Origin of the sequence: Nocardioides albertanoniae (assembly GCF_006716315.1) — a bacterium.
Lineage (GTDB): Bacteria > Actinomycetota > Actinomycetes > Propionibacteriales > Nocardioidaceae > Nocardioides > Nocardioides albertanoniae.
The window spans coordinates 919,136-936,255 of the sequence record NZ_VFOV01000001.1 but is presented as its reverse complement, the minus strand read 5'-3'; the positions used below and the strand labels follow the sequence as shown (position 1 = coordinate 936,255).

Annotated in this window: 19 protein-coding genes; 11 read left to right on the top strand and 8 right to left on the bottom strand. The window is 69.9% G+C overall.

Going from position 1 to position 17,120, the window contains the following annotated elements; all coding sequences use genetic code 11:
* Positions 1–38: 38 nt before the first annotated feature.
* Complete coding sequence (locus tag FB381_RS04440; RefSeq protein WP_141779167.1) at positions 39–743, top strand: IspD/TarI family cytidylyltransferase; 705 nt, start codon at positions 39–41, stop codon at positions 741–743.
* Here the strand turns inward: FB381_RS04440 and FB381_RS04435 are convergent.
* Both FB381_RS04435 and FB381_RS04430 read right to left on the bottom strand, forming a co-directional pair.
* Positions 736–1,344 carry a glycosyltransferase family protein gene (locus tag FB381_RS04435; protein WP_246087957.1) on the bottom strand — a complete coding sequence of 203 codons (609 nt, stop codon included), beginning with the start codon at positions 1,342–1,344 and terminating at the stop codon, positions 736–738. The two genes, FB381_RS04440 and FB381_RS04435, sit on opposite strands and share 8 nt — an antisense overlap.
* Positions 1,345–1,452: 108 nt before the next feature.
* Positions 1,453–1,938, bottom strand: coding sequence for a CarD family transcriptional regulator (locus FB381_RS04430; RefSeq protein WP_008360791.1), 486 nt, complete (start codon positions 1,936–1,938; stop codon positions 1,453–1,455).
* A 238-nt stretch (positions 1,939–2,176) separates the two neighbouring features.
* On the opposite strand from FB381_RS04430, the gene FB381_RS04425 reads away from it, so the two are divergent.
* Genes FB381_RS04425 through FB381_RS04415 form a run of 3 tightly spaced genes read left to right on the top strand, consistent with a single transcriptional unit; the run spans position 2,177 to position 4,609 of the window.
* Entirely contained in the window at positions 2,177–3,022 is an 846-nt protein-coding gene (locus tag FB381_RS04425) for a hypothetical protein (RefSeq protein ID WP_141779165.1), read from the top strand.
* A gap of 43 nt (positions 3,023–3,065) precedes the next feature.
* A complete protein-coding gene (locus FB381_RS04420; RefSeq protein ID WP_141779164.1) occupies positions 3,066–3,869 on the top strand; it encodes a hypothetical protein in 804 nt (267 codons plus the stop codon).
* A complete protein-coding gene (locus FB381_RS04415) occupies positions 3,869–4,609 on the top strand; it encodes a phosphoglyceromutase (protein ID WP_141779163.1) in 741 nt (246 codons plus the stop codon). The genes FB381_RS04420 and FB381_RS04415 overlap by 1 nt, the downstream gene beginning before the upstream one ends.
* Positions 4,610–4,696: 87 nt before the next feature.
* Here FB381_RS04415 and phoU read toward each other — a convergent pair whose 3' ends face one another.
* The gene (gene phoU, locus FB381_RS04410) at positions 4,697–5,347 is read right to left on the bottom strand and encodes a phosphate signaling complex protein PhoU (protein WP_141779162.1); all 651 of its coding nucleotides are present in this window, start codon (positions 5,345–5,347) and stop codon (positions 4,697–4,699) included.
* A gap of 121 nt (positions 5,348–5,468) precedes the next feature.
* Between phoU and FB381_RS04405 the strand changes: the two genes are divergently transcribed.
* Both FB381_RS04405 and FB381_RS04400 read left to right on the top strand, forming a co-directional pair.
* The gene (locus FB381_RS04405) at positions 5,469–6,626 is read left to right on the top strand and encodes a sensor histidine kinase (RefSeq protein WP_141779161.1); all 1,158 of its coding nucleotides are present in this window, start codon (positions 5,469–5,471) and stop codon (positions 6,624–6,626) included.
* Positions 6,623–7,300 carry a response regulator transcription factor gene (locus FB381_RS04400; protein WP_141779160.1) on the top strand — a complete coding sequence of 226 codons (678 nt, stop codon included), beginning with the start codon at positions 6,623–6,625 and terminating at the stop codon, positions 7,298–7,300. Before FB381_RS04405 ends, FB381_RS04400 begins: the two co-directional genes overlap by 4 nt.
* A gap of 74 nt (positions 7,301–7,374) precedes the next feature.
* Here FB381_RS04400 and FB381_RS04395 read toward each other — a convergent pair whose 3' ends face one another.
* A complete protein-coding gene (locus FB381_RS04395; RefSeq protein WP_141779159.1) occupies positions 7,375–8,688 on the bottom strand; it encodes an MFS transporter in 1,314 nt (437 codons plus the stop codon).
* Between the two features lie 71 nt (positions 8,689–8,759).
* Between FB381_RS04395 and FB381_RS04390 the strand changes: the two genes are divergently transcribed.
* The gene (locus FB381_RS04390) at positions 8,760–9,743 is read left to right on the top strand and encodes a GlxA family transcriptional regulator (RefSeq protein ID WP_141779158.1); all 984 of its coding nucleotides are present in this window, start codon (positions 8,760–8,762) and stop codon (positions 9,741–9,743) included.
* Positions 9,744–9,890: 147 nt separating this feature from the next.
* A complete protein-coding gene (locus FB381_RS04385; protein ID WP_141779157.1) occupies positions 9,891–10,799 on the top strand; it encodes a DMT family transporter in 909 nt (302 codons plus the stop codon).
* Here FB381_RS04385 and FB381_RS04380 read toward each other — a convergent pair.
* Positions 10,787–11,500 carry an ArsR/SmtB family transcription factor gene (locus FB381_RS04380; RefSeq protein ID WP_141779156.1) on the bottom strand — a complete coding sequence of 238 codons (714 nt, stop codon included), beginning with the start codon at positions 11,498–11,500 and terminating at the stop codon, positions 10,787–10,789. The genes FB381_RS04385 and FB381_RS04380 overlap by 13 nt on opposite strands.
* Before the next feature lie 66 nt (positions 11,501–11,566).
* On the opposite strand from FB381_RS04380, the gene FB381_RS04375 reads away from it, so the two are divergent.
* Positions 11,567–12,082 (top strand): hypothetical protein, encoded by a 516-nt coding sequence (locus tag FB381_RS04375; protein ID WP_141779155.1) that lies wholly within the window; start codon positions 11,567–11,569, stop codon positions 12,080–12,082.
* A gap of 77 nt (positions 12,083–12,159) precedes the next feature.
* On the opposite strand, the gene FB381_RS04370 is transcribed toward FB381_RS04375, so the two are convergent.
* Together FB381_RS04370 and mshA are read right to left on the bottom strand one after the other, a co-directional pair.
* The gene (locus FB381_RS04370) at positions 12,160–12,663 is read right to left on the bottom strand and encodes a type III secretion system chaperone family protein (RefSeq protein ID WP_141779154.1); all 504 of its coding nucleotides are present in this window, start codon (positions 12,661–12,663) and stop codon (positions 12,160–12,162) included.
* Positions 12,660–13,919: a D-inositol-3-phosphate glycosyltransferase gene (mshA, locus tag FB381_RS04365; RefSeq protein WP_141779153.1), complete on the bottom strand. Its 1,260-nt coding sequence runs from the start codon at positions 13,917–13,919 to the stop codon at positions 12,660–12,662. Before mshA ends, FB381_RS04370 begins: the two co-directional genes overlap by 4 nt.
* A 143-nt stretch (positions 13,920–14,062) precedes the next feature.
* Between mshA and FB381_RS04360 the strand changes: the two genes are divergently transcribed.
* Together FB381_RS04360 and FB381_RS04355 are read left to right on the top strand one after the other, a co-directional pair.
* Positions 14,063–14,818, top strand: a complete 756-nt coding sequence (locus tag FB381_RS04360) for an SDR family NAD(P)-dependent oxidoreductase (protein WP_141779152.1) — start codon at positions 14,063–14,065, stop codon at positions 14,816–14,818.
* A gap of 72 nt (positions 14,819–14,890) precedes the next feature.
* Complete coding sequence (locus tag FB381_RS04355; RefSeq protein ID WP_141779151.1) at positions 14,891–15,580, top strand: aspartate/glutamate racemase family protein; 690 nt, start codon at positions 14,891–14,893, stop codon at positions 15,578–15,580.
* Between the two features lie 180 nt (positions 15,581–15,760).
* On the opposite strand, the gene FB381_RS04350 is transcribed toward FB381_RS04355, so the two are convergent.
* A complete protein-coding gene (locus tag FB381_RS04350; RefSeq protein WP_141779150.1) occupies positions 15,761–17,077 on the bottom strand; it encodes a M4 family metallopeptidase in 1,317 nt (438 codons plus the stop codon).
* Positions 17,078–17,120: the final 43 nt, after the last annotated feature.

The window sequence follows — 17,120 nt, the reverse complement described above, 5'->3', positions numbered from 1 at the left end:
CGTAAACACCCGAGCGCCGGTGCCGATAGCCTCGAGGCGTGCCCGCTGCTCTCGTCCTCCTGGCCGCCGGATCCGGCACCCGTGTCGGGGCCTCCGTCAACAAGGTGCTGCTCCCGCTCGACGGTTCCGAGGATCCGGCCACCTCGGCCCTCGGTCTCTCGCTGCGGGTCGCGCTGGAGGTCGACGACGTCGAGCGCATCGTCCTCGTCGTACGCAGCGGCGACGAGGACGCGGTCGCGGCGATCGTGCAGCCCCTGCTCGGCGAGCGCGAGGTCGCGATGGTCGTCGGCGGCGCCACCCGTCACGCCTCCGAGCAGGCAGCGCTCGGGGTGCTCCGGACCGACATCGAGGGCGGCCGGATCGATGTGGTCGCGATCCACGACACCGCCCGGCCGCTGGCCGACACCGGCCTCTACGCGGCGGTCGTCGACGCGGCTCGCGAGCACGGCGGGGCCATCCCGGCCGTGCCGCTCACCCACCTCGCGACCATGTCTCTGCAGCCCGTCGAGAAGGCCGCGGGCGATGCGCTCGTCGGCGTACAGACGCCGCAGGCGTTCGGAGCGGCGAGCCTGCTGGCGGCCTACACCCGGGCCGCGGCGGACGGCTTCGACGGCACCGACACCGGTGCGACGCTGGAGCGCTATCAGCCCGATGTACGCATCGTGGCCGTGCCCAGCAGGCCGGGCAACCTCAAGGTGACCTTCGCCGACGACCTCCGCATGGTCGAGGCGCTCCTCAGCTGACCGCTGCCCGCGAGAGCGCCTCCAGGAGGCGTACGTCCTCCTCGGAGGCCACCCGCCGACCGACCGGCGGCGCCTCGACGGAGATGACCGGCACCCGGCTCGCCAGCGACGCGGCGATCGTGGCGAAGTCGCCGGAGGGCCACTGCTCCAGCGTGGCGACGACCGCCGGGGGCAGCACGATCGGCGAGGCGATCGAGATCAGCTCGGAGCGGTCGATCGTCCGGCCGAGCTCGGCAGCCCCCTCGGAGATCGAGATCGTCTTGACCGTGTCGGTGACCGGGCGTACGCCGATCACGACCGCGTCGCGCTCGACCGCGGTCGAGAGGCAGTGAGCGATGAAGGCCGGCGGGGTCATCGGGCACAGCGAGTCGTGGAGGACCAGCGGCTCCTCGGCCGCGACGATGCCCTCCCACGAGGTGGTGAAGTCGACCGGCGTCACCCCGGATTCCCCCAGCGCCCAGGTCGCCGCGGCGACCAGCGCCTCGTCGTGGATCAGCGCGAACGGCAGCGACCCTCGGCCGTCGTCGGCGACGATCCCGAGCGCCGGCGGGACCTCGACGGTCTCGTCGATCTCGTCGTAGTCGGCGTAGATGTCCTCCATGGGGGCCACGCTAGTGCCACCGGCGGATCGGCCCGCCCACCCAGCCTGCAAAACGCGAAACAGGCCCCGGGTTCACCCCGGAGCCTGTAACGCAGACCCGAACCAGCTTCAGCTGGCCAGCACCTCGTCGAGGAGGACTTCAGCCTTGTCTTCGTTGGTGTGCTCGCACAGCGCGAGCTCCGAGACGAGGATCTGGCGTGCTTTGGCAAGCATGCGCTTCTCCCCGGCGGAGAGGCCACGGTCACGTTCACGACGCCACAGGTCGCGCACGACCTCGGCGACCTTCATGACGTCGCCGCTGTGCAGCTTCTCCAGGTTTGCCTTGTAACGACGCGACCAGTTGGTCGGCTCCTCGACGTGCTCCGCGCGGAGCACCTCGAAGACTCGATCGAGCCCGTCCTTGTCCACGACGTCTCGAACTCCGACGAGCTCGAGGTTGTTGGCCGGAACACGAACCACGAGGTCCTGCTGAGCGATGATGCGGAGCACAAGATACTGTCGCTCCTCACCCTTGATGGTGCGCATCTCGATGTCTTCGATGACGGCCGCGCCATGGTTCGGGTATACGACGGTCTCGCCGACGGTGAAAGTCATTTTTTTAGGTACCCCTTCCTAGGGCTACAAGTCTACCACGGATCTTAGAATTCGGATTCCGCGTTTTTGCAGGTCAGGGCATCAATGTGGGGTTGACAGATCGATAAGTTGTGTGTTTCCGCGCGCGGAGGTCGCAGCGCGTGTCGCGAGGTCGCTCGTTTCGAAACGACACTGAAATCTTTGGCGTGGCTCAGCCAGTTGTCCTGCGCGGCTTGGCCCCGTATCGGATACTGCCGCCATGGCGAATGCATCGCAGAGCGCCCCCAAGACCATCTTCACCATGTCGTCGAACGCCCAGGTGCAGGACCAGGAAGCGACGCAGGCCAGTGCGTCCGCCGTGCCTGCTGCCTCGGCGCACGAGCAGAGCGTCATGGACAAGGTCGGCAACTGGGCCCCGCTCCTCCTTGTTCGTAGCGCGCATCCGCGTCAAGCAGTCCTGACCGCAATCGGCATCGCGGGGGCTGCGGTCCTCGCCGGTCTCTCGACCCGCGAGGTCGCGCTGATCGCGATCACCGTGCTGGTCGGGCAGGCCGTGCTCGGCTGGCACAACGACCTCGTCGACCAGTCGGCCGACCGCCGTCACGGGCGCGGCGGCAAGCCGATCTCCGACGGTCGCCTCGAAGCCGGCGGCGTCTGGTTCGTGCTGTGCTGCGGCGTACTCCTGATCATCCCGCTCTCGGTGACCTCCGGCACCGTGGCCGGCCTGTTCTATCTCGGCTCGCTGGTGCTCGGGATGCTCGCCAACGTGGTGCTGCGCAAGGGGCTCTTCTCCTGGGTCCCGTGGGCGGCGACCTTCGCCTGCTACCCCGGATATCTCTCGTATGCCGGCTGGGCCGGTGAGTCCGCGGGCGGACCACCTCACTGGGCGATGATCGCCCTCGCCGCTGCCCTCGGCGTCGGCGCGCACTTCCTGACCGCCCTGTGGGGGCTCGTCGCCGACAACGAGGACGGCTGGACCTACCTGCCGCTCAAGGCCGGGCTCAAGCTGGGCGCGGGCAAGCTGCTGCTGGTCACGCTCGTCTACATCGCCGCCGTGGTCGGCGCGATGCTGTACGTCGCGAGCACCGTCGGGCTGCGTGCCTGACCCTTTTCCATGATCGCCGGATCGGGCGGATAGAGTGTCGCGCGTGACGACCATGGTTAAGCAGAAGCGGCTCGCGATCGCGGGTGTCCTCGTGGCTCTCGCCGTGCCCGCGCTGAGCGCCTGCAACAGCTTCGACTACGCGACCGACCGCCCCAACGAGATCACCCACGGCGGTTCGACGCTCGATGGCGCAGTGCGGGTCAACGCCGCTCGCATCGTGACCGCGCAGGAAGGCACCGGCATCCTCGTCGGCACCTTCTCGCTCGACCCCGCCATCAACCCGGCGGTGACCGGCAAGACGCTGCCGACGGTCACCGCCATCGAGACCGCGGACGACGCCACCAAGACCGTCACCCCCGAGTCGTTCAAGGCGATCGAGCTGCCCGACGCCGGCATCATCAACCTCGCCGACCCCGCCATCGGTGGCATCGCGGTCACCGGCGACTTCAAGCCGGGCGACAGCATCCCGATGACCTTCACCTTCTCCGAGGGCGACCCGAAGACCATCTCGATCCCGGTGGTCTCCCAGTGCGGCACCTACCTCGACGTCGTCGCGGCCACCGACAAGGCCGAGAAGCCCGCCAAGAAGGGCAAGAACGCGGGCAAGCAGGGCACTGCCGACGAGGGCACCGCCGGTGAGGGCACCGAGGAGGCCTCGACCCTTCCGGCCGACGCTCCCACCGAGTCCGAGGGCGCCGCTTCCGAGGGCGCTCAGGCCGAGGGCGCTCAGGCCGAGGGCGCTCAGGCCGAGGGCGAGCACGCGGAGGGCGAGCACGCCGCCAGCCAGGACCCCTACTCCTGCGAGTTCCCCGAGGCTGCCCTTCCGGGCGCCGAGGAAGCGCACTGATGACCTACAAGCTCGTCCTGCTGCGTCACGGCGAGAGCGACTGGAACGCGCTCAACCTCTCCACCGGCTGGGTCGACGTCGACCTCACCGACAAGGGTCGGGCCGAGGCCGTCAACGGCGGCAAGTTGCTGGGCGAGGCGGAGCTGCTTCCCGACTTGGTCCACACGAGCCTGCTGCGCCGTGCGATCAACACCGCCAACATCGCGCTCGACACCGCCGGTCGTCACTGGATCCCGGTGCGGCGCGACTGGCGCCTCAACGAGCGTCACTACGGCGCGCTGCAGGGCAAGAACAAGTCCGAGACGCTGAAGAAGTTCGGCGAGGAGCAGTTCCAGCTCTGGCGCCGCTCCTACGACGTACCGCCGCCGCCGATCGAGGCCGACTCGGAGTTCTCCCAGGCCGATGACCCGCGCTACGCGGACATCGAGGTGCCGGCCACCGAGTGCCTCAAGGACGTCGTGGCCCGGATGATCCCCTACTGGGAGTCGGCCATCGTGCCCGACCTCGAGGCCGGCAAGACGGTGCTGGTCACCGCCCACGGAAACAGCCTGCGCGCGCTGGTCAAGCACCTCGACGACATCTCCGAGACCGACATCGCCAAGCTCAACATCCCCACCGGCCAGCCGCTGGTCTACGAGCTCGACGAGTCGCTCCGCCCGGTCGTCGCCGGCGGCACCTACCTCGACCCCGAGGCCGCAGCGGCCGCCGCCGAGGCAGTCGCCAACCAGGGCAAGCAGTAGCCAAGACCACGCACGAATCGTCGAGTCGGCTCGTTGTGACGAGCCGACTCGACGCGTTTTCGTGTCAGGACGAGCCGACTCGACGGGTCAGGAGTCGGCGGGGGTCTTGCCGGTGACGACGAAGACGACCCGGTTGGCGACCGTCACGGAGTGGTCGGCGATGCGCTCGTAGTAGCGGCCCAGCAGGGCGACGTCGACGGCCGCCTCGACGCCCGCGTCCCAGTCCTGGCCGAGCAGCTCGGCGAACGACTTGCGGCGCAGCCGGTCCATCTCGTCGTCGTCGGCGACGAGGTCCTGGGCCGCGGAGACGTCGCGGTCGCGGAGGATCTGGCAGGTGCGGTCGACCATCTGCTCGGCCACCTCCGCCATCTTGGCGATGGTCTGGTGGGCCAGCTCGGGAACAGCCTTGTTCGGCGTACGCAGCCTGGCGATCTTGGCGACGTGGACGGAGAGGTCGCCCATCCGCTCGAGGTCGGCGATCATCCGCAGGGCGGCGACGACGACCCGAAGGTCACCGGCGACCGGCGACTGCAGGCCGAGCAGCTCGAGCGCGTTCTCCTCGATCCGCTCGCGGGCGTCGTCGATCGCGACGTCGTTGTCGATCACCTGCTCGGCAAGGTCGCTGCGGGCCTCGAGAAGAGCCGCGGTGGCGTCGCGCACGGCGACGGAGACCAGCTCGCAGACGCTGGTCAGGTCGGTGAAGATGGCATCGAGGTCGTCATGGAAAGCAGCACGCATGAACCGATCGTAGACACCCGACGTGTACTACATCCCCCACAGAGTGAACCCGTGGTGAACGTTCGGCGCGATCGCGTCCACGGGTAGGGATGAGGGTGTTTGATGGGATTACCCTGATCGTGTGGACTCGACGACGCAGGCCTTTCTTGCTGCGCTCCTCGGCGCGGTCGTCGCCGGAGCGGCGGTGCTTGCATGGGCGATGAGCGAGCGCTCCCGTCGACGCACGCCTGACGCGGATCCCCCGAAGGTCCCCTCCGAGGTGGCCGCGGTCCTCTCGGTGCTGCGCAGCAGCGCGGTCGTCGTCGACGAGGACGACACGGTGCTCAAGGCCAGCGCCCCGGCGTACGCCCTCGGGCTGGTGCGCGGCACCTCGCTGGTCTCGCCCGAGCTCTCCGAGCTAGTCCACGGCGTGCGCCGCGACGGCCAGATCCGCGAGACCGAGCTGGTGATCTCGCGCGCCAACGGGGCCTCGCGACACGTCACCGCCCGCGTCGCGCCGCTCGGCACCCGCCTCTGCCTCGCGCTGGTCGAGGACCGCACCCGCGAGCGCCGCGTGGAGGCCGTGCGCCGCGACTTCGTCGCCAACGTGAGCCATGAGCTCAAGACGCCGGTCGGCGCGATCCGGGTGCTCGCCGACGCGGTCACCGAAGCCTCCGGCGACCCCGATGCCGTACGCCGCTTCTCCAACCGGATGATCACCGAGTCCGAGCGCCTGACCGCGCTGGTCCAGCAGATCATCGAGCTCTCCCGGCTGCAGGGCGACGAGCCGTTGGAGACGCCGGTCGCGGTCGACGTCGACAAGGTCATCGCCTCCTCCGTCGACAGCTCGACCGTCGACGCCGAGGCCAAGAACATCAACGTGGTCAGCGCCGGCACCGCCGGCCTGCACGTCTTCGGCAACGAGGAGCAGGTGCTGGCCGCGGTCACCAACCTGGTCTCCAACGCCGTCGCCTACTCCGAACCCGGCTCGACGGTGACCGTCTCGACGCGCGCGACCGACGGCTCGGTCGAGATCGCCGTCGTCGACCAGGGCATCGGCATCCCGTCGACCGAGATCGACCGGATCTTCGAGCGGTTCTACCGTGTCGATCCGGCCCGCCATCGCTCCACCGGCGGCACCGGGCTCGGCCTTTCGATCGTCAAACACGTCGCCGCCACGCATGGTGGCGAGGTCAAGGTCTGGTCGCAAGAGGGTCAAGGGTCCACCTTCACCCTCACGCTCCCCCAGCACCTACCAACTGCCGGTCAGACCGGCACGAGCAAGGAGGAACGCCCGTGACCCGGGTACTCGTCGTCGAAGATGAAGCCAGCTACAGCGAGGCGCTGTCCTACGTGCTCCGCAAGGAGGGCTTCGAGGTCGCCATCGCCGAGGACGGCACCGATGCGTTGAAGGAGTTCGACCGCAACGGCGCTGACATCGTGCTGCTCGACCTGATGCTTCCCGGACTCTCCGGCACCGAGGTGTGCCGCCAGATCCGAGCCACCTCGTCCGTGCCGGTCATCATGGTGACCGCGAAGGACGACGAGGTCGACAAGGTGGTCGGGCTCGAGCTCGGCGCAGACGACTACGTCACCAAGCCCTATTCGCCGCGCGAGCTCGTCGCCCGGATCCGCGCCGTCCTGCGTCGTGGTTCCGAGCCCGACGCCGCACCGGCCACGCTGGAGGCAGGCCCGGTCCGGATGGACGTCGAGCGTCACGTCGTGACCGTCGACGGCTCCGAGCAGCGCCTGCCGCTCAAGGAGTTCGAGCTCCTGGAGATGTTCCTGCGCAACCCGGGTCGCGTGCTGACCCGCGGCCAGCTCATCGACCGCGTCTGGGGCTCCGACTACGTCGGCGACACCAAGACCCTCGACGTCCACGTCAAGCGCCTGCGCGCCAAGCTCGAGCCGGACCCGTCCGAGCCGAAGTTCCTGGTCACCGTGCGCGGGCTGGGTTACAAGCTGGACCTCTGAGGCTGGTGCACCGCGGCGCCCGTTCACCGAGGTGACTCGGCGAACGGGCGCTTCCTTCGTGGAGCTCCGCGAGGTCAGTGCACCTCCACCGAGTCACCTCGGTGAGCATCCAGCGCTCCCCTCGGCACCACCAGCGACATCAACGCGGCGGCGGCGCACAGGGCGCCGGCGGCGTACCAGACCAGGTCGTAGGAGCCGGTGACGTCGCGTACGACCCCGCCGACCCAGGCGACCAGGCCGGCGCCGACCTGGTGGGAGGCCAGCACCCAGCCGAAGACGATCGGGGCGTCCTCGGGCCAGACCTCGCGGCACAGCGCGAGCGTGGGCGGCACGGTGGCGACCCAGTCGAGGCCGTAGAAGACGATGAAGAACACCATCGGGATGTGCACCTCGGGTGCCAGCAGCATCGGCAGGAAGATCAGCGAGACGCCCCGCAGCGAGTAGTAGACGCCGAGCAGCACGACCGGGTTGAAGCGGTCGGTGAGCCAGCCGGAGAAGATCGTGCCGGCGACGTCGAAGATGCCGATCACGGCGAGCAGCGAGGCGGCCGCGACGGTCGCCATCCCGTGGTCGTGCGCAGCGGGCACGAAGTGGGTCCTGATCAGGCCGTTCGTGGTGATCCCGCAGATCGCGAAGGCGCCGGCCAGAAGCCAGAAGGCCTTGGTACGCATCGCCATCCCGAGCACGCGCACGGTCCGTAGCGCGGCGCCGGTCGCGGGCACCGGCCGGGGCACGATCTGGGCGGCCCCGTAGGGCGCCAGGCCGACGTCGGCCGGGTAGTCGCGCAGCAGGAGCATCACGAACGGAATCACGGCGGCGGCGACCAGCGCGATCGTGACCGAGGCGGCGCGCCAGCCGTACTCCCCGATCAGCACGGCCAGCACCGGCAGGAAGATCAGCTGTCCCGACGCGCCGCCGGCGGTGAGCAGGCCGCTGACCAGCCCCTGTCGCTTCACGAACCATCGGGTGGTGATCGTCGCGCCGAAGGCGAGCGCCATGCAGCCGCTGCCGCCGCCGACCAGCACGCCCCAGCCGAGCACGAACTGCCACGACTCGCTCATCCAGACGGTGCCGAGCGAGCCCAGGGTGATCATCGTGAGCGCGACCGCGACGACCGGGCGGATCCCGAAGCGGTCCATCAGCGCGGCGGCGAACGGCGCGGTCAGTCCGTAGAGAGCGAGCTGGAGCGTGATCCCGACCCCGATCGTGCCGCGTGACCAGCCGAACTCGTCGTGCAGCGGGCCCACGAGAAGTCCGGGCGCCGCGGTGAAGGCGGCGGCGCCGATGATGGTCACGAAGGCGACCGCGGCCACCCACCAGGCGGGATGGATGCGGGGGCGGCGCGCAGAGGTGCTGCCCGCAGGCGGCGGGGTCGTCGTCTGGGTCATGGCAGTGATTCTTCCGCCTCCGACTCCTCGCAGACAGTGGCCTGATTGACATCAAGCGATAAGATCGGGCCATGAGTGACGTACGAGCTCCTTCGCCGCACCGGGTCGCGGTGCTGATCCAGGACGGGTTCATCCCGTTCGAGAGCGGCATCCCCCACCGGATCTTCGGCAAGGCTCGCGACAGCGATGGCCGCCTCCTCTACGAGGTGATCACCTGCACCACCGACGGCCCCGGGCCGGTGCAGTCCGACTCCGACATGGTGGTGCTCGCACCTCACGGGCCGGAGGCGCTGGCGACCGCCGACACCGTCGTGGTCCCGAAGTTCGGTTCCTACGACCTGACGTCGGCCGACGAGGTGCTGACCGCGCCGTTGAAGGAGGCCCTCGGCATGATCCGGCCGGGCACCCGGATCATGTCCATCTGCACCGGCGCCTTCGCCCTGGCGGCAGCCGGGCTCCTCGACGGCCGCCCGGCGACGACCCACTGGGCGCACACCGACGACTTCCGAACACTGTTTCCGCAGGTCAAGCTGGACCCCGACGTACTCTTCGTCGACGACGGCGACATCCTCACCTCCGCCGGCGTGGCCTCCGGTGTCGACCTCTGCCTGCATGTCGTACGCCGTGACCACGGCGCCGCGGTCGCCAACCGCGTCGCCCGGGTGACCGTCGTGCCACCTCACCGCGACGGCGGCCAGGCGCAGTTCATCCGTCGTCCCGCCCAGGTCTCGGGGTCCAGCGGCATCTCGACGGCGATCGCCTGGGCCCTCGAGCACCTCGACCAGCCACTCACCCTGGAGAAGATGGCGGTTCAGGTCTCGATGTCCGTGCGCACCTTCACCAGGAGGTTTCGCCAGGAGACCGGCGAGTCGCCGGGTCGCTGGCTGCAGCGGCAGCGCATCGAGCTGGCCCGCAACCTGCTGGAGACCACCGACCTCACCATCGACCGGGTGGCCGCCCGCTGCGGCTTCAACACCGCCCAGTCGCTTCGCCTCCACTTCCACGCCGCCCTCGGCGTCACCCCCGCGGCCTACCGCCGCACCTTCCACGGCTGACCCTCTCCCGCCGAGACGTCACCCCCGCAGGCCGAGAAGTCACCCCTGCAGGTCGAGTTGGCACGGCGGTGACGTCTCGACCTGCAGGAGCGACGCTTCGACCATTAAAAGTTCGCCAGGATCAGCAAACATACCTAGCCTTTTATCGTGACGACGACGATCGACCCGACGCCTGCCCCCACCGCCACCACGCCGCTGTGGAAGCCGCTCGTGGCCTGCGGGATCACCCTGGTTCTGTGGGCTTCGGCGTTCGTCGGGATCCGTCACCTCGGCGACACCGTGCCGCCGGGAAGCCTCTCGCTGGGCCGGCTCGTGGTGATGGTCGCGGCGCTCGGCGTCTACCTCGCGCTCAAGGGTGGGTTCCGGCTGCCGACGCGGAAGGAATGGCCGCTGATCGCACTCGGCGGGGCGGCCTGGCTGGGTGTCTACAACCTGGCGCTCAACGAGTCGGAGCGGCGCATCGATGCCGCGACGGCGGCGCTGATCGTGCAGGTCGGTCCGATCGTGGTGGCGCTGCTCGCCGGGCTGGTGCTCAAGGAGACGCTGCACAGGTGGGTCCTGATCGGCACCGGGGTCGGCTTCGCCGGCGTCGTGATCATCGGGCGCGCGTCGGCCAACGGTGACACCGGCGACTGGATCGGCGTCGCCCTCTCGGTGGTCGCCGCGCTCACCTTCGCGATCGGGGTGCTCACCCAGAAGAAGCTGTTGCCGACGATGGGCGCGCTGCTGCTGACGTTCTGGTACGGCGCGATCGGCCTCATCGTGTGCCTGCCGTGGTCGGGCGAGCTCGTCTCGACCATCCCCGACATCAGCGTCGCCAACCTCGGCTGGCTCGTCTACCTGGGCCTGTTCCCGAGCGCCTTGGCATTCGTGACCTGGGCTTATGCCCTCTCCCACTCCGACGCCGGCAAGTTCGCACAGACCACCTTCCTGGTGCCGTTCATCACCGCGCTGATGGCGTGGCTGCTGCTCGACGAGGTGCCACCGGCGCTCGCCTTCGTCGGCGGCGCGATGTGCATCGCGGGCGTGCTGATCACCCGCCGTCAGCCGCGCTGACCCAGCGACTCCTCGCCCCAGAGCCCTCCCAGCGCAGCCGAGCCCTCCTCGGTGAGCCGCAGCGCCCGGGTGTCGGAACCGCGGCGGACGAACCAGCCGAGAGCGAGCAGGCGGTCGACGGTGACCGCGGCGAGCGCACCCGCCAGGTGCGGGCGGCGCTCGGTCCAGTCCAGGCACGGGCGGGCGAACGAGCGGCGCCGGGCACGCTCGGCGCTCACGTCGACACCCAGCTCGGCGAACCAGGCCTCGCCCGCCGCCGAGACGTCGTAGCCGCCCGCGGCCCCGACGATCAGCTCACGCTCGAGGAGCAGGTCGTGCAGGGCGACCCCGCACGCGCCAGCGAGGTGGTCGTAGCAGGTGCGCGCGAACCACAGCGACCTCGCGCGCGAGGACTCCCGCAGCGTACGGACGGGCTTGGCCGGCGCGATGTGCGAGAGCGACTCGAGCGCCTGGGCGACGTCGGGGCCGGAGAGGCGGTGGTAGCGGTGGCGCCCCTGCTCGGCCACCTCGACCAGCCCGACGTCGATCAGCCGGGCCAGATGTGCGCTGGCCGTCGACGGGCCGATCCCGGCGACCCGAGCGAGCTCGCCGGCGGTCAGCGCGGTGCCGGTCATCAGGGCGTCGAGCATGGCCGCCCGGCTCGGCTCACCGATCGCTGCGGCGACCGAGGCCAGGTCGACGTCGGCTCTGGGCGGGCTCATGGAGATGACGCTACGCCGCGCACGTTTCGGTGATCACCGCACTGTCCGGGCCGTACGTTTCGGCGCATGGACCACACCACGGATCACACGACCACCACCGCCGACCTCACCGCCGACCTCACCGCCGACCTCGCTGTCACCGGCCCGGGCGCGCAGATCGAGGAGGCCGCCGCGTACTGCCTGGACCTAGCCGCCACCTGGATCGGCTGGGACGGTCGGCCACGGGTCAGCGAGGACGGCGACCGCATCTACACGCCGCACAAGGCGATCCGGCGGATCGCCGACCACCTGGTCGACCATCTCGCCGAGGTCGAGGCGCTGCTCGCCGGGACGGCGACCCAGCCCGACCGCTGGCAGGCCAGCGGCATCACCCTCGAGCAGGACTGGTCCCGGTTCACCGAGGCCGACCTCGGCGAGGCCCGCGAACGGATCACCCGGCTGGCCCGCACCTTCAGCCTCCGCCTCGAAGCGGCGGGCGCGGAGGCGTGGGACGCACCGCGCACACCCAGCTGGACGCTGCGGGAGATCGCCGAGCACGTGGCCGGGATCCGCTGGTACGCCGACCAGGTGGGCCGTCTGTGAGGCCGGCCCGTCGAACCTGGCCCGTTGAACCTGGCCCGTTGAACCTGGCCCGTTGAACCTGGCCCGTTGAACCTGGCTCAGTCCTCGAGCCAGCCGCGGAAGGCCTCCAGGTTGGCGGTCGACTCACCGCGGAGCTTGCGCCACTCCCACTCCTTGCGGATCGATGAGGCGAAGCCGAGCTCGAGGAGGGTGTTGAAGGACTCGTCGGCGTAGGTCAGCACCGAGCCGAGCAGACGGTCGAGCTCGTCGGCGTCGACCGTCGCCAGCGGCAGCCGGCCGTCGAGGTAGATGTCGCCGAGCCGGTCGATCCCGAACGAGACCCCGTAGAGCCGCAGGTTGCGCTCGAGCAGCCAGCGGTAGACGGTCTCGAAGTTCTCGTCAGGGCGGCGGCAGACGAAGGCGTGCACGCCGAGGGCATGCTGCCCCACGTCGAGCCTGACGGGCGTCTGCAGCTTCCGCTCCCCCGGGAGGGCGAACGAGAAGACCAGCTCACCGCCGGGCTGCTCGGCCTCGTCCCAGGACAGGTCGTTGGACTTCAACCAGCTGCGTACGACCTCGTCCAGGTCCCCGCGCTCACTCATGACGCCGTCAGCTCCTTACGCATCAACATCTTGGCCTCTTCGTAGACCTCGAGCGTATTGCGTGCGGTGAGATCCCAGGAGAAGTCCTGCGCGTGTTCGAGCGCGCCGTCGGCCAGCGCCGCCCAGCGCGAGTGGGAGCTGATGGCGTTGGTGAGCGCGTCGGCCCACCGCGCCGGGTCGTGGCCGTCGACGAGAAGGCCGCTGCGGCCGTGGCGTACGGCGGTGGTCAGTCCGCCGACCGCGGCCGCGACGACGGGGGTGCCGCAGGCCTGGGCCTCGACCGCGACCAGCCCGAACGACTCGTTGTAGGAGGGGACGGCGACGACCGAGGCCGCCGAGTACCACTGTGCGAGCTCGTCCTGCCGCACCGGCGGCACGAACCGCACCACGTCGGAGATGCCCAGCTCGGCGGCCAGGTCGGCCAGACCGGTCGGGTGCTCCAGACCGGATCCGGACGGACCGCCGACGATCGGCACCACCAGGTTGTGACGCAGCGACGGGTCGCGGGCGAGCATGACCGCGGCCGCCCGCAGCAGCACGTCGGGTGCCTTGAGCGGCTGGATGCGGCCGGCGAAGAGCAGCACGTGGGCGCGGGCGGGGAGCCCGAGCGCCGCCCGCGCCGCGGCCCGGCCGCGGGGGCGGAAGACACGCAGGTCGACACCCGGGTGCACGACCGCGACACGGCCCGGCTCCGCGTCGTACATGTTGATCAGCTGCTTGGCCTCGAGGTCGGTGTTGGCGATCAGCATGTCGGAGGCCTCGACGACCTGCTGCTCACCGATCAGGCGCGCCTCCGGCTCGGGGGTGTCACCCTCGGCGAGCGCGGCGTTCTTGACCTTGGCCATGGTGTGCATGGAGTGCACCAGCGGCACACCCCAACGGTCGCGGGAGAGCGCTCCGACCTGGCCCGAGAGCCAGTAGTGGGAGTGCACCGCGTCGAAGTAGCCCGGCGGGTTCGACGCCTCGGCGCGGAGCACCTCGCGCGCGAACGTGCACAGCTGCCCGGGGAGATCACCCTTGGCCAGGCCCTCGAAGGGACCGGCGTGCACGTGGTGGACCGCGACCCCGTCGTACGCCTCGGTGACCTGCGGCAGGCGCGAGGACGTGGCCCGGGTGAAGATGTCGATCGCGATGCCCTGCGCCGCCAGACGCCGGGAGAGCTCGAGGACGTAGACGTTCATCCCCCCGGCGTCGCCGGTGCCCGGCTGGTCGAGCGGAGAGGTGTGCAGACTGACCATCGCTACGCGGTGGATCATTCCTGCCCCTTTGTCTCTACGCCTGTGGTCCTGAGTCTCAACGCCCGATCTCCCGCCGGCATTCCCAGACCGTTCCTGTGTGAGGCACGCCCCAGGATGAGACCGTCTGCGCGCCTCAGCACGGCGGCGAGCAGAATGGGGGCATGCCTTCGAAGAGTGCCGCCAAGACCGCCGTCGTGACCGGAGCCTCGAGCGGGATCGGGGCCGCCACCGCGCGTCGCCTCGCCGACGACGGCTACCACGTCTTCCTCGCGGCTCGCCGGGCCGACCGCATCGAGGCTCTGGCCGAGGAGATCGGCGGCACCGCGATCGCGACCGACGTCACCTCCGACGACTCCGTCGCCGAGCTCGTCGAGGCCGTCGGCGACCGCCTCGACCTGCTGGTCAACAACGCCGGCGGCGCCTTCGGCGTCGACAAGGTCGCCGAGGCGGACCTCCAGAAGTGGCAGGCGATGTTCGAGGTCAACGTGGTCGGGCTGACCCGCGTCACCAAGGCGTTGCTCCCGGCGCTGATCGCCTCCGGTGCGGGAGCCGTGATCAACGTCGGCTCGATCGCCGGCCGGCGCGCCTACGAAGGCGGTGCGGGCTACAACGCGGCCAAGTTCGGCACCCGCGCGGTCACCGAGGCGCTGCGCCTGGAGATCGTCGACCAGCCGGTGCGGATCATGGAGGTCGCCCCGGGCATGGTCCACACCGAGGAGTTCTCCCTCGTACGCCTCGACGGCGACCAGGCGGCTGCCGACAAGGTCTACGCCGGCGTGGAAGATCCCCTGGTCGCCGACGACGTCGCCGACGCGATCTCGTGGATGGCCACCCGCCCGGCCCACGTCAACATCGACGAGCTGGTCATCAAGCCGCGTGCCCAGGCCGCACCGCACAAGGTGCACCGCGAGGGCTGATCCGTGCTCTGACCTGGCCCGGGGCACGTCGAGGATTCAGTACGCGGCAGCGGTCGATGTCACACTCGACGTGTGCAGACGATCGGACTCATCGGCGGTATGAGCTGGGAAAGCACCGCCGCCTACTACGAGGGACTCAACAAGGGTGTCCAGGAGCGTCTCGGCGGGCTTCATTCCGCCAAGATCGTGCTGGCCTCCGTCGACCTCGCCGAGCTGACGGCCCTGCAGGACAAGGAGGCCTGGGACCAGGTCGCCGAGATCCTGGTCGCCTCCGCCAAGAGCGTCGTCGCAGGTGGCGCCGACTTCATCCTGCTGTGCACCACCACCTTCCACAAGGTCTACGACCAGGTCGAGGCCGCCGTCGACGTGCCGGTGCTCCACCTGGCCGACGTGCTCGCCGAGAAGTCCAAGGAGCTCGGCATCACCAAGGCCGGCTTCCTCGCCTCGCGATACACGGTCGAGAACGACTTCTTCGCCCAGCGCATCTCCGACCACGGCGTCGACGTCAACCTCCCCGACACGCTCCACGTGGAGATGCTCGACTCGATCATCTACGAGGAGCTCGTGCACCGAAACGTGCTCGCCGGTTCGCGCAAGCGGGTGCTCGAGGTCGTCCACGAGCTGTGGGACGCCGGCTCCGACGGCGTCATCCTCGGTGCCTCCGAGCTGAGCCTTCTGGTCAGCCCCAGCGACGTCGACGTCCCGATCCTCGACGCCATCACCGTGCACGTCGAAGCCGCGCTCGCCCGCGCGCTCGACTAGTCACTCCCCCCCGGGGAGTCGAGAAGTCACCTCTGCAGGTCGAAGCGTCACGTCTGCAGGTCGAAGCGTCACGTCTGCAGGTCGAAGCGTCACGTCTGCAGGTCGAGTGGGCATCGAGATGCCCACTCGACCTGCAGGACTGACTTCTCGACCTGCAGGAGTGACTTCTCGGCTGAGGGTCTACTTCCCGAGCAGCTCGTTGGCGAGGGCGTGCAGGTCGGGGGTCAGGTCGCCCTCGTGGACGACGGCGGTCTGGCCGTCGACCTCGAACTCGTAGACGTAACGGTCGGCGCCCTTCGGCTTCCCGGGCGCTGTGGCACGGGCGACCAGGGAGCGCACGGTGACCACCTGCGCGGCCGAGGAGGCCAGCTCGGCCTCCCCCTCCTTCGTACGCCCCAGCAGGCCGCCGCTGCGGCGCACCTTCACCACGGTGCTGGTCGGCTCCTCACCATCGGGGGCGGGCGTGCCCTCGGCAGCGGTGACGCCCACCTGTGACCAGGCGGTGGTGACGGCCTCGGCGTGGTCGCCCGCGGCGGCGACGGTCGCGGCGGCGAACCCGGCGAAGTCGGTGTCGGTGGTGACCGATCCGCCGGTCAGCGCGGCGTACCAGATCTTGCCGGCGCCCTCCCACGAGGTGCCGCCTATCGCGGTGGCGGCGAGGGCGAAGGCGCGGTTGGGGATGCCGGAGTTGATGTGGACGCCGCCGTTGTCGTCGGTGCCGTCGTAGATGTCGTCCATGTGGGCCGGCTGCGGGTCCTTGCCGAGGGTGGGGTCGTCGTAGGCGGTGCCCGGCTCGAGCATGTGCCGCAGGCCGACCCCCTGCACCGACTCGGTGAAGAGGCCTTCGCCGATGATCCAGTCGGCCTCCTGCGCGCTCTGGCCGAGGAGGCGTTGCTTGAGGCAGGAGCCGTAGACGTCGGAGATGTGCTCGTTGAGCGCGCCCGACTGGCCCTCGTAGACGAGCCCCGCCGTGTGCTCGGTGACGGCATGGGAGAGCTCGTGGCCGATCACGTCGACGGCCTTGGTGAAGCGCTGGAAGATCTCGCCGTCGCCGTCGCCGAAGACCAGCTGGGTGCCGTCCCAGAAGGCATTGGCGTAGTCCTTCTCGTAGTGGACGGTCATCACGACCTCCGCGCCGCGCGCGTCGTAGGAGTCGCGGCCGTAGACCTCCTCGAAGAGCGCCAGCGACCCGGTGATGCCGGTCGCCGCCTCGTCGACGCTCTCGTCACCCGACTCCGGGTCGCCCGCGGCGCGCACCTTCTCGCCGGGCAGGTCGGCGCCGTTCGCGGCGGTGTAGACGGTCCAGTCGCCGGCCTCGGCGGCGCTCGCGTCAGCCTCGGGAACGGCCTCGGGCACGGCCGGACCGGCGGCAAGCACCCTGGCGAGATGCTCCGCTCGACCGGCGCGGAATGCGTTGTCCTTCTCGAGGCAGGTGGCATCGAGCCGCTGCATCAGATACGGGGGCACGATCTGGCACACGCGATTCCGAGGAGTCATGGTCTCAGCCAACCGCTATCTCCGGATGCAGGTCAAGGAGGTC

What these genes read in the sequence shown, in the direction of transcription:
- FB381_RS04380 (WP_141779156.1), bottom strand. Translation starts at nt 11,500, where the DNA reads ATGAGCCCGCCCAGAGCCGACGTCGACCTGGCCTCGGTCGCCGCAGCG.
- FB381_RS04360 (WP_141779152.1), top strand. Translation starts at nt 14,063, where the DNA reads ATGCCTTCGAAGAGTGCCGCCAAGACCGCCGTCGTGACCGGAGCCTCG.
- FB381_RS04425 (WP_141779165.1), top strand. Translation starts at nt 2,177, where the DNA reads ATGGCGAATGCATCGCAGAGCGCCCCCAAGACCATCTTCACCATGTCG.
- FB381_RS04350 (WP_141779150.1), bottom strand. Translation starts at nt 17,077, where the DNA reads ATGACTCCTCGGAATCGCGTGTGCCAGATCGTGCCCCCGTATCTGATG.
- FB381_RS04390 (WP_141779158.1), top strand. Translation starts at nt 8,760, where the DNA reads ATGAGTGACGTACGAGCTCCTTCGCCGCACCGGGTCGCGGTGCTGATC.
- FB381_RS04395 (WP_141779159.1), bottom strand. Translation starts at nt 8,688, where the DNA reads ATGACCCAGACGACGACCCCGCCGCCTGCGGGCAGCACCTCTGCGCGC.
- FB381_RS04370 (WP_141779154.1), bottom strand. Translation starts at nt 12,663, where the DNA reads ATGAGTGAGCGCGGGGACCTGGACGAGGTCGTACGCAGCTGGTTGAAG.
- mshA (WP_141779153.1), bottom strand. Translation starts at nt 13,919, where the DNA reads ATGATCCACCGCGTAGCGATGGTCAGTCTGCACACCTCTCCGCTCGAC.
- FB381_RS04430 (WP_008360791.1), bottom strand. Translation starts at nt 1,938, where the DNA reads ATGACTTTCACCGTCGGCGAGACCGTCGTATACCCGAACCATGGCGCG.
- phoU (WP_141779162.1), bottom strand. Translation starts at nt 5,347, where the DNA reads ATGCGTGCTGCTTTCCATGACGACCTCGATGCCATCTTCACCGACCTG.
- FB381_RS04435 (WP_246087957.1), bottom strand. Translation starts at nt 1,344, where the DNA reads ATGGAGGACATCTACGCCGACTACGACGAGATCGACGAGACCGTCGAG.
- FB381_RS04415 (WP_141779163.1), top strand. Translation starts at nt 3,869, where the DNA reads ATGACCTACAAGCTCGTCCTGCTGCGTCACGGCGAGAGCGACTGGAAC.
- FB381_RS04375 (WP_141779155.1), top strand. Translation starts at nt 11,567, where the DNA reads ATGGACCACACCACGGATCACACGACCACCACCGCCGACCTCACCGCC.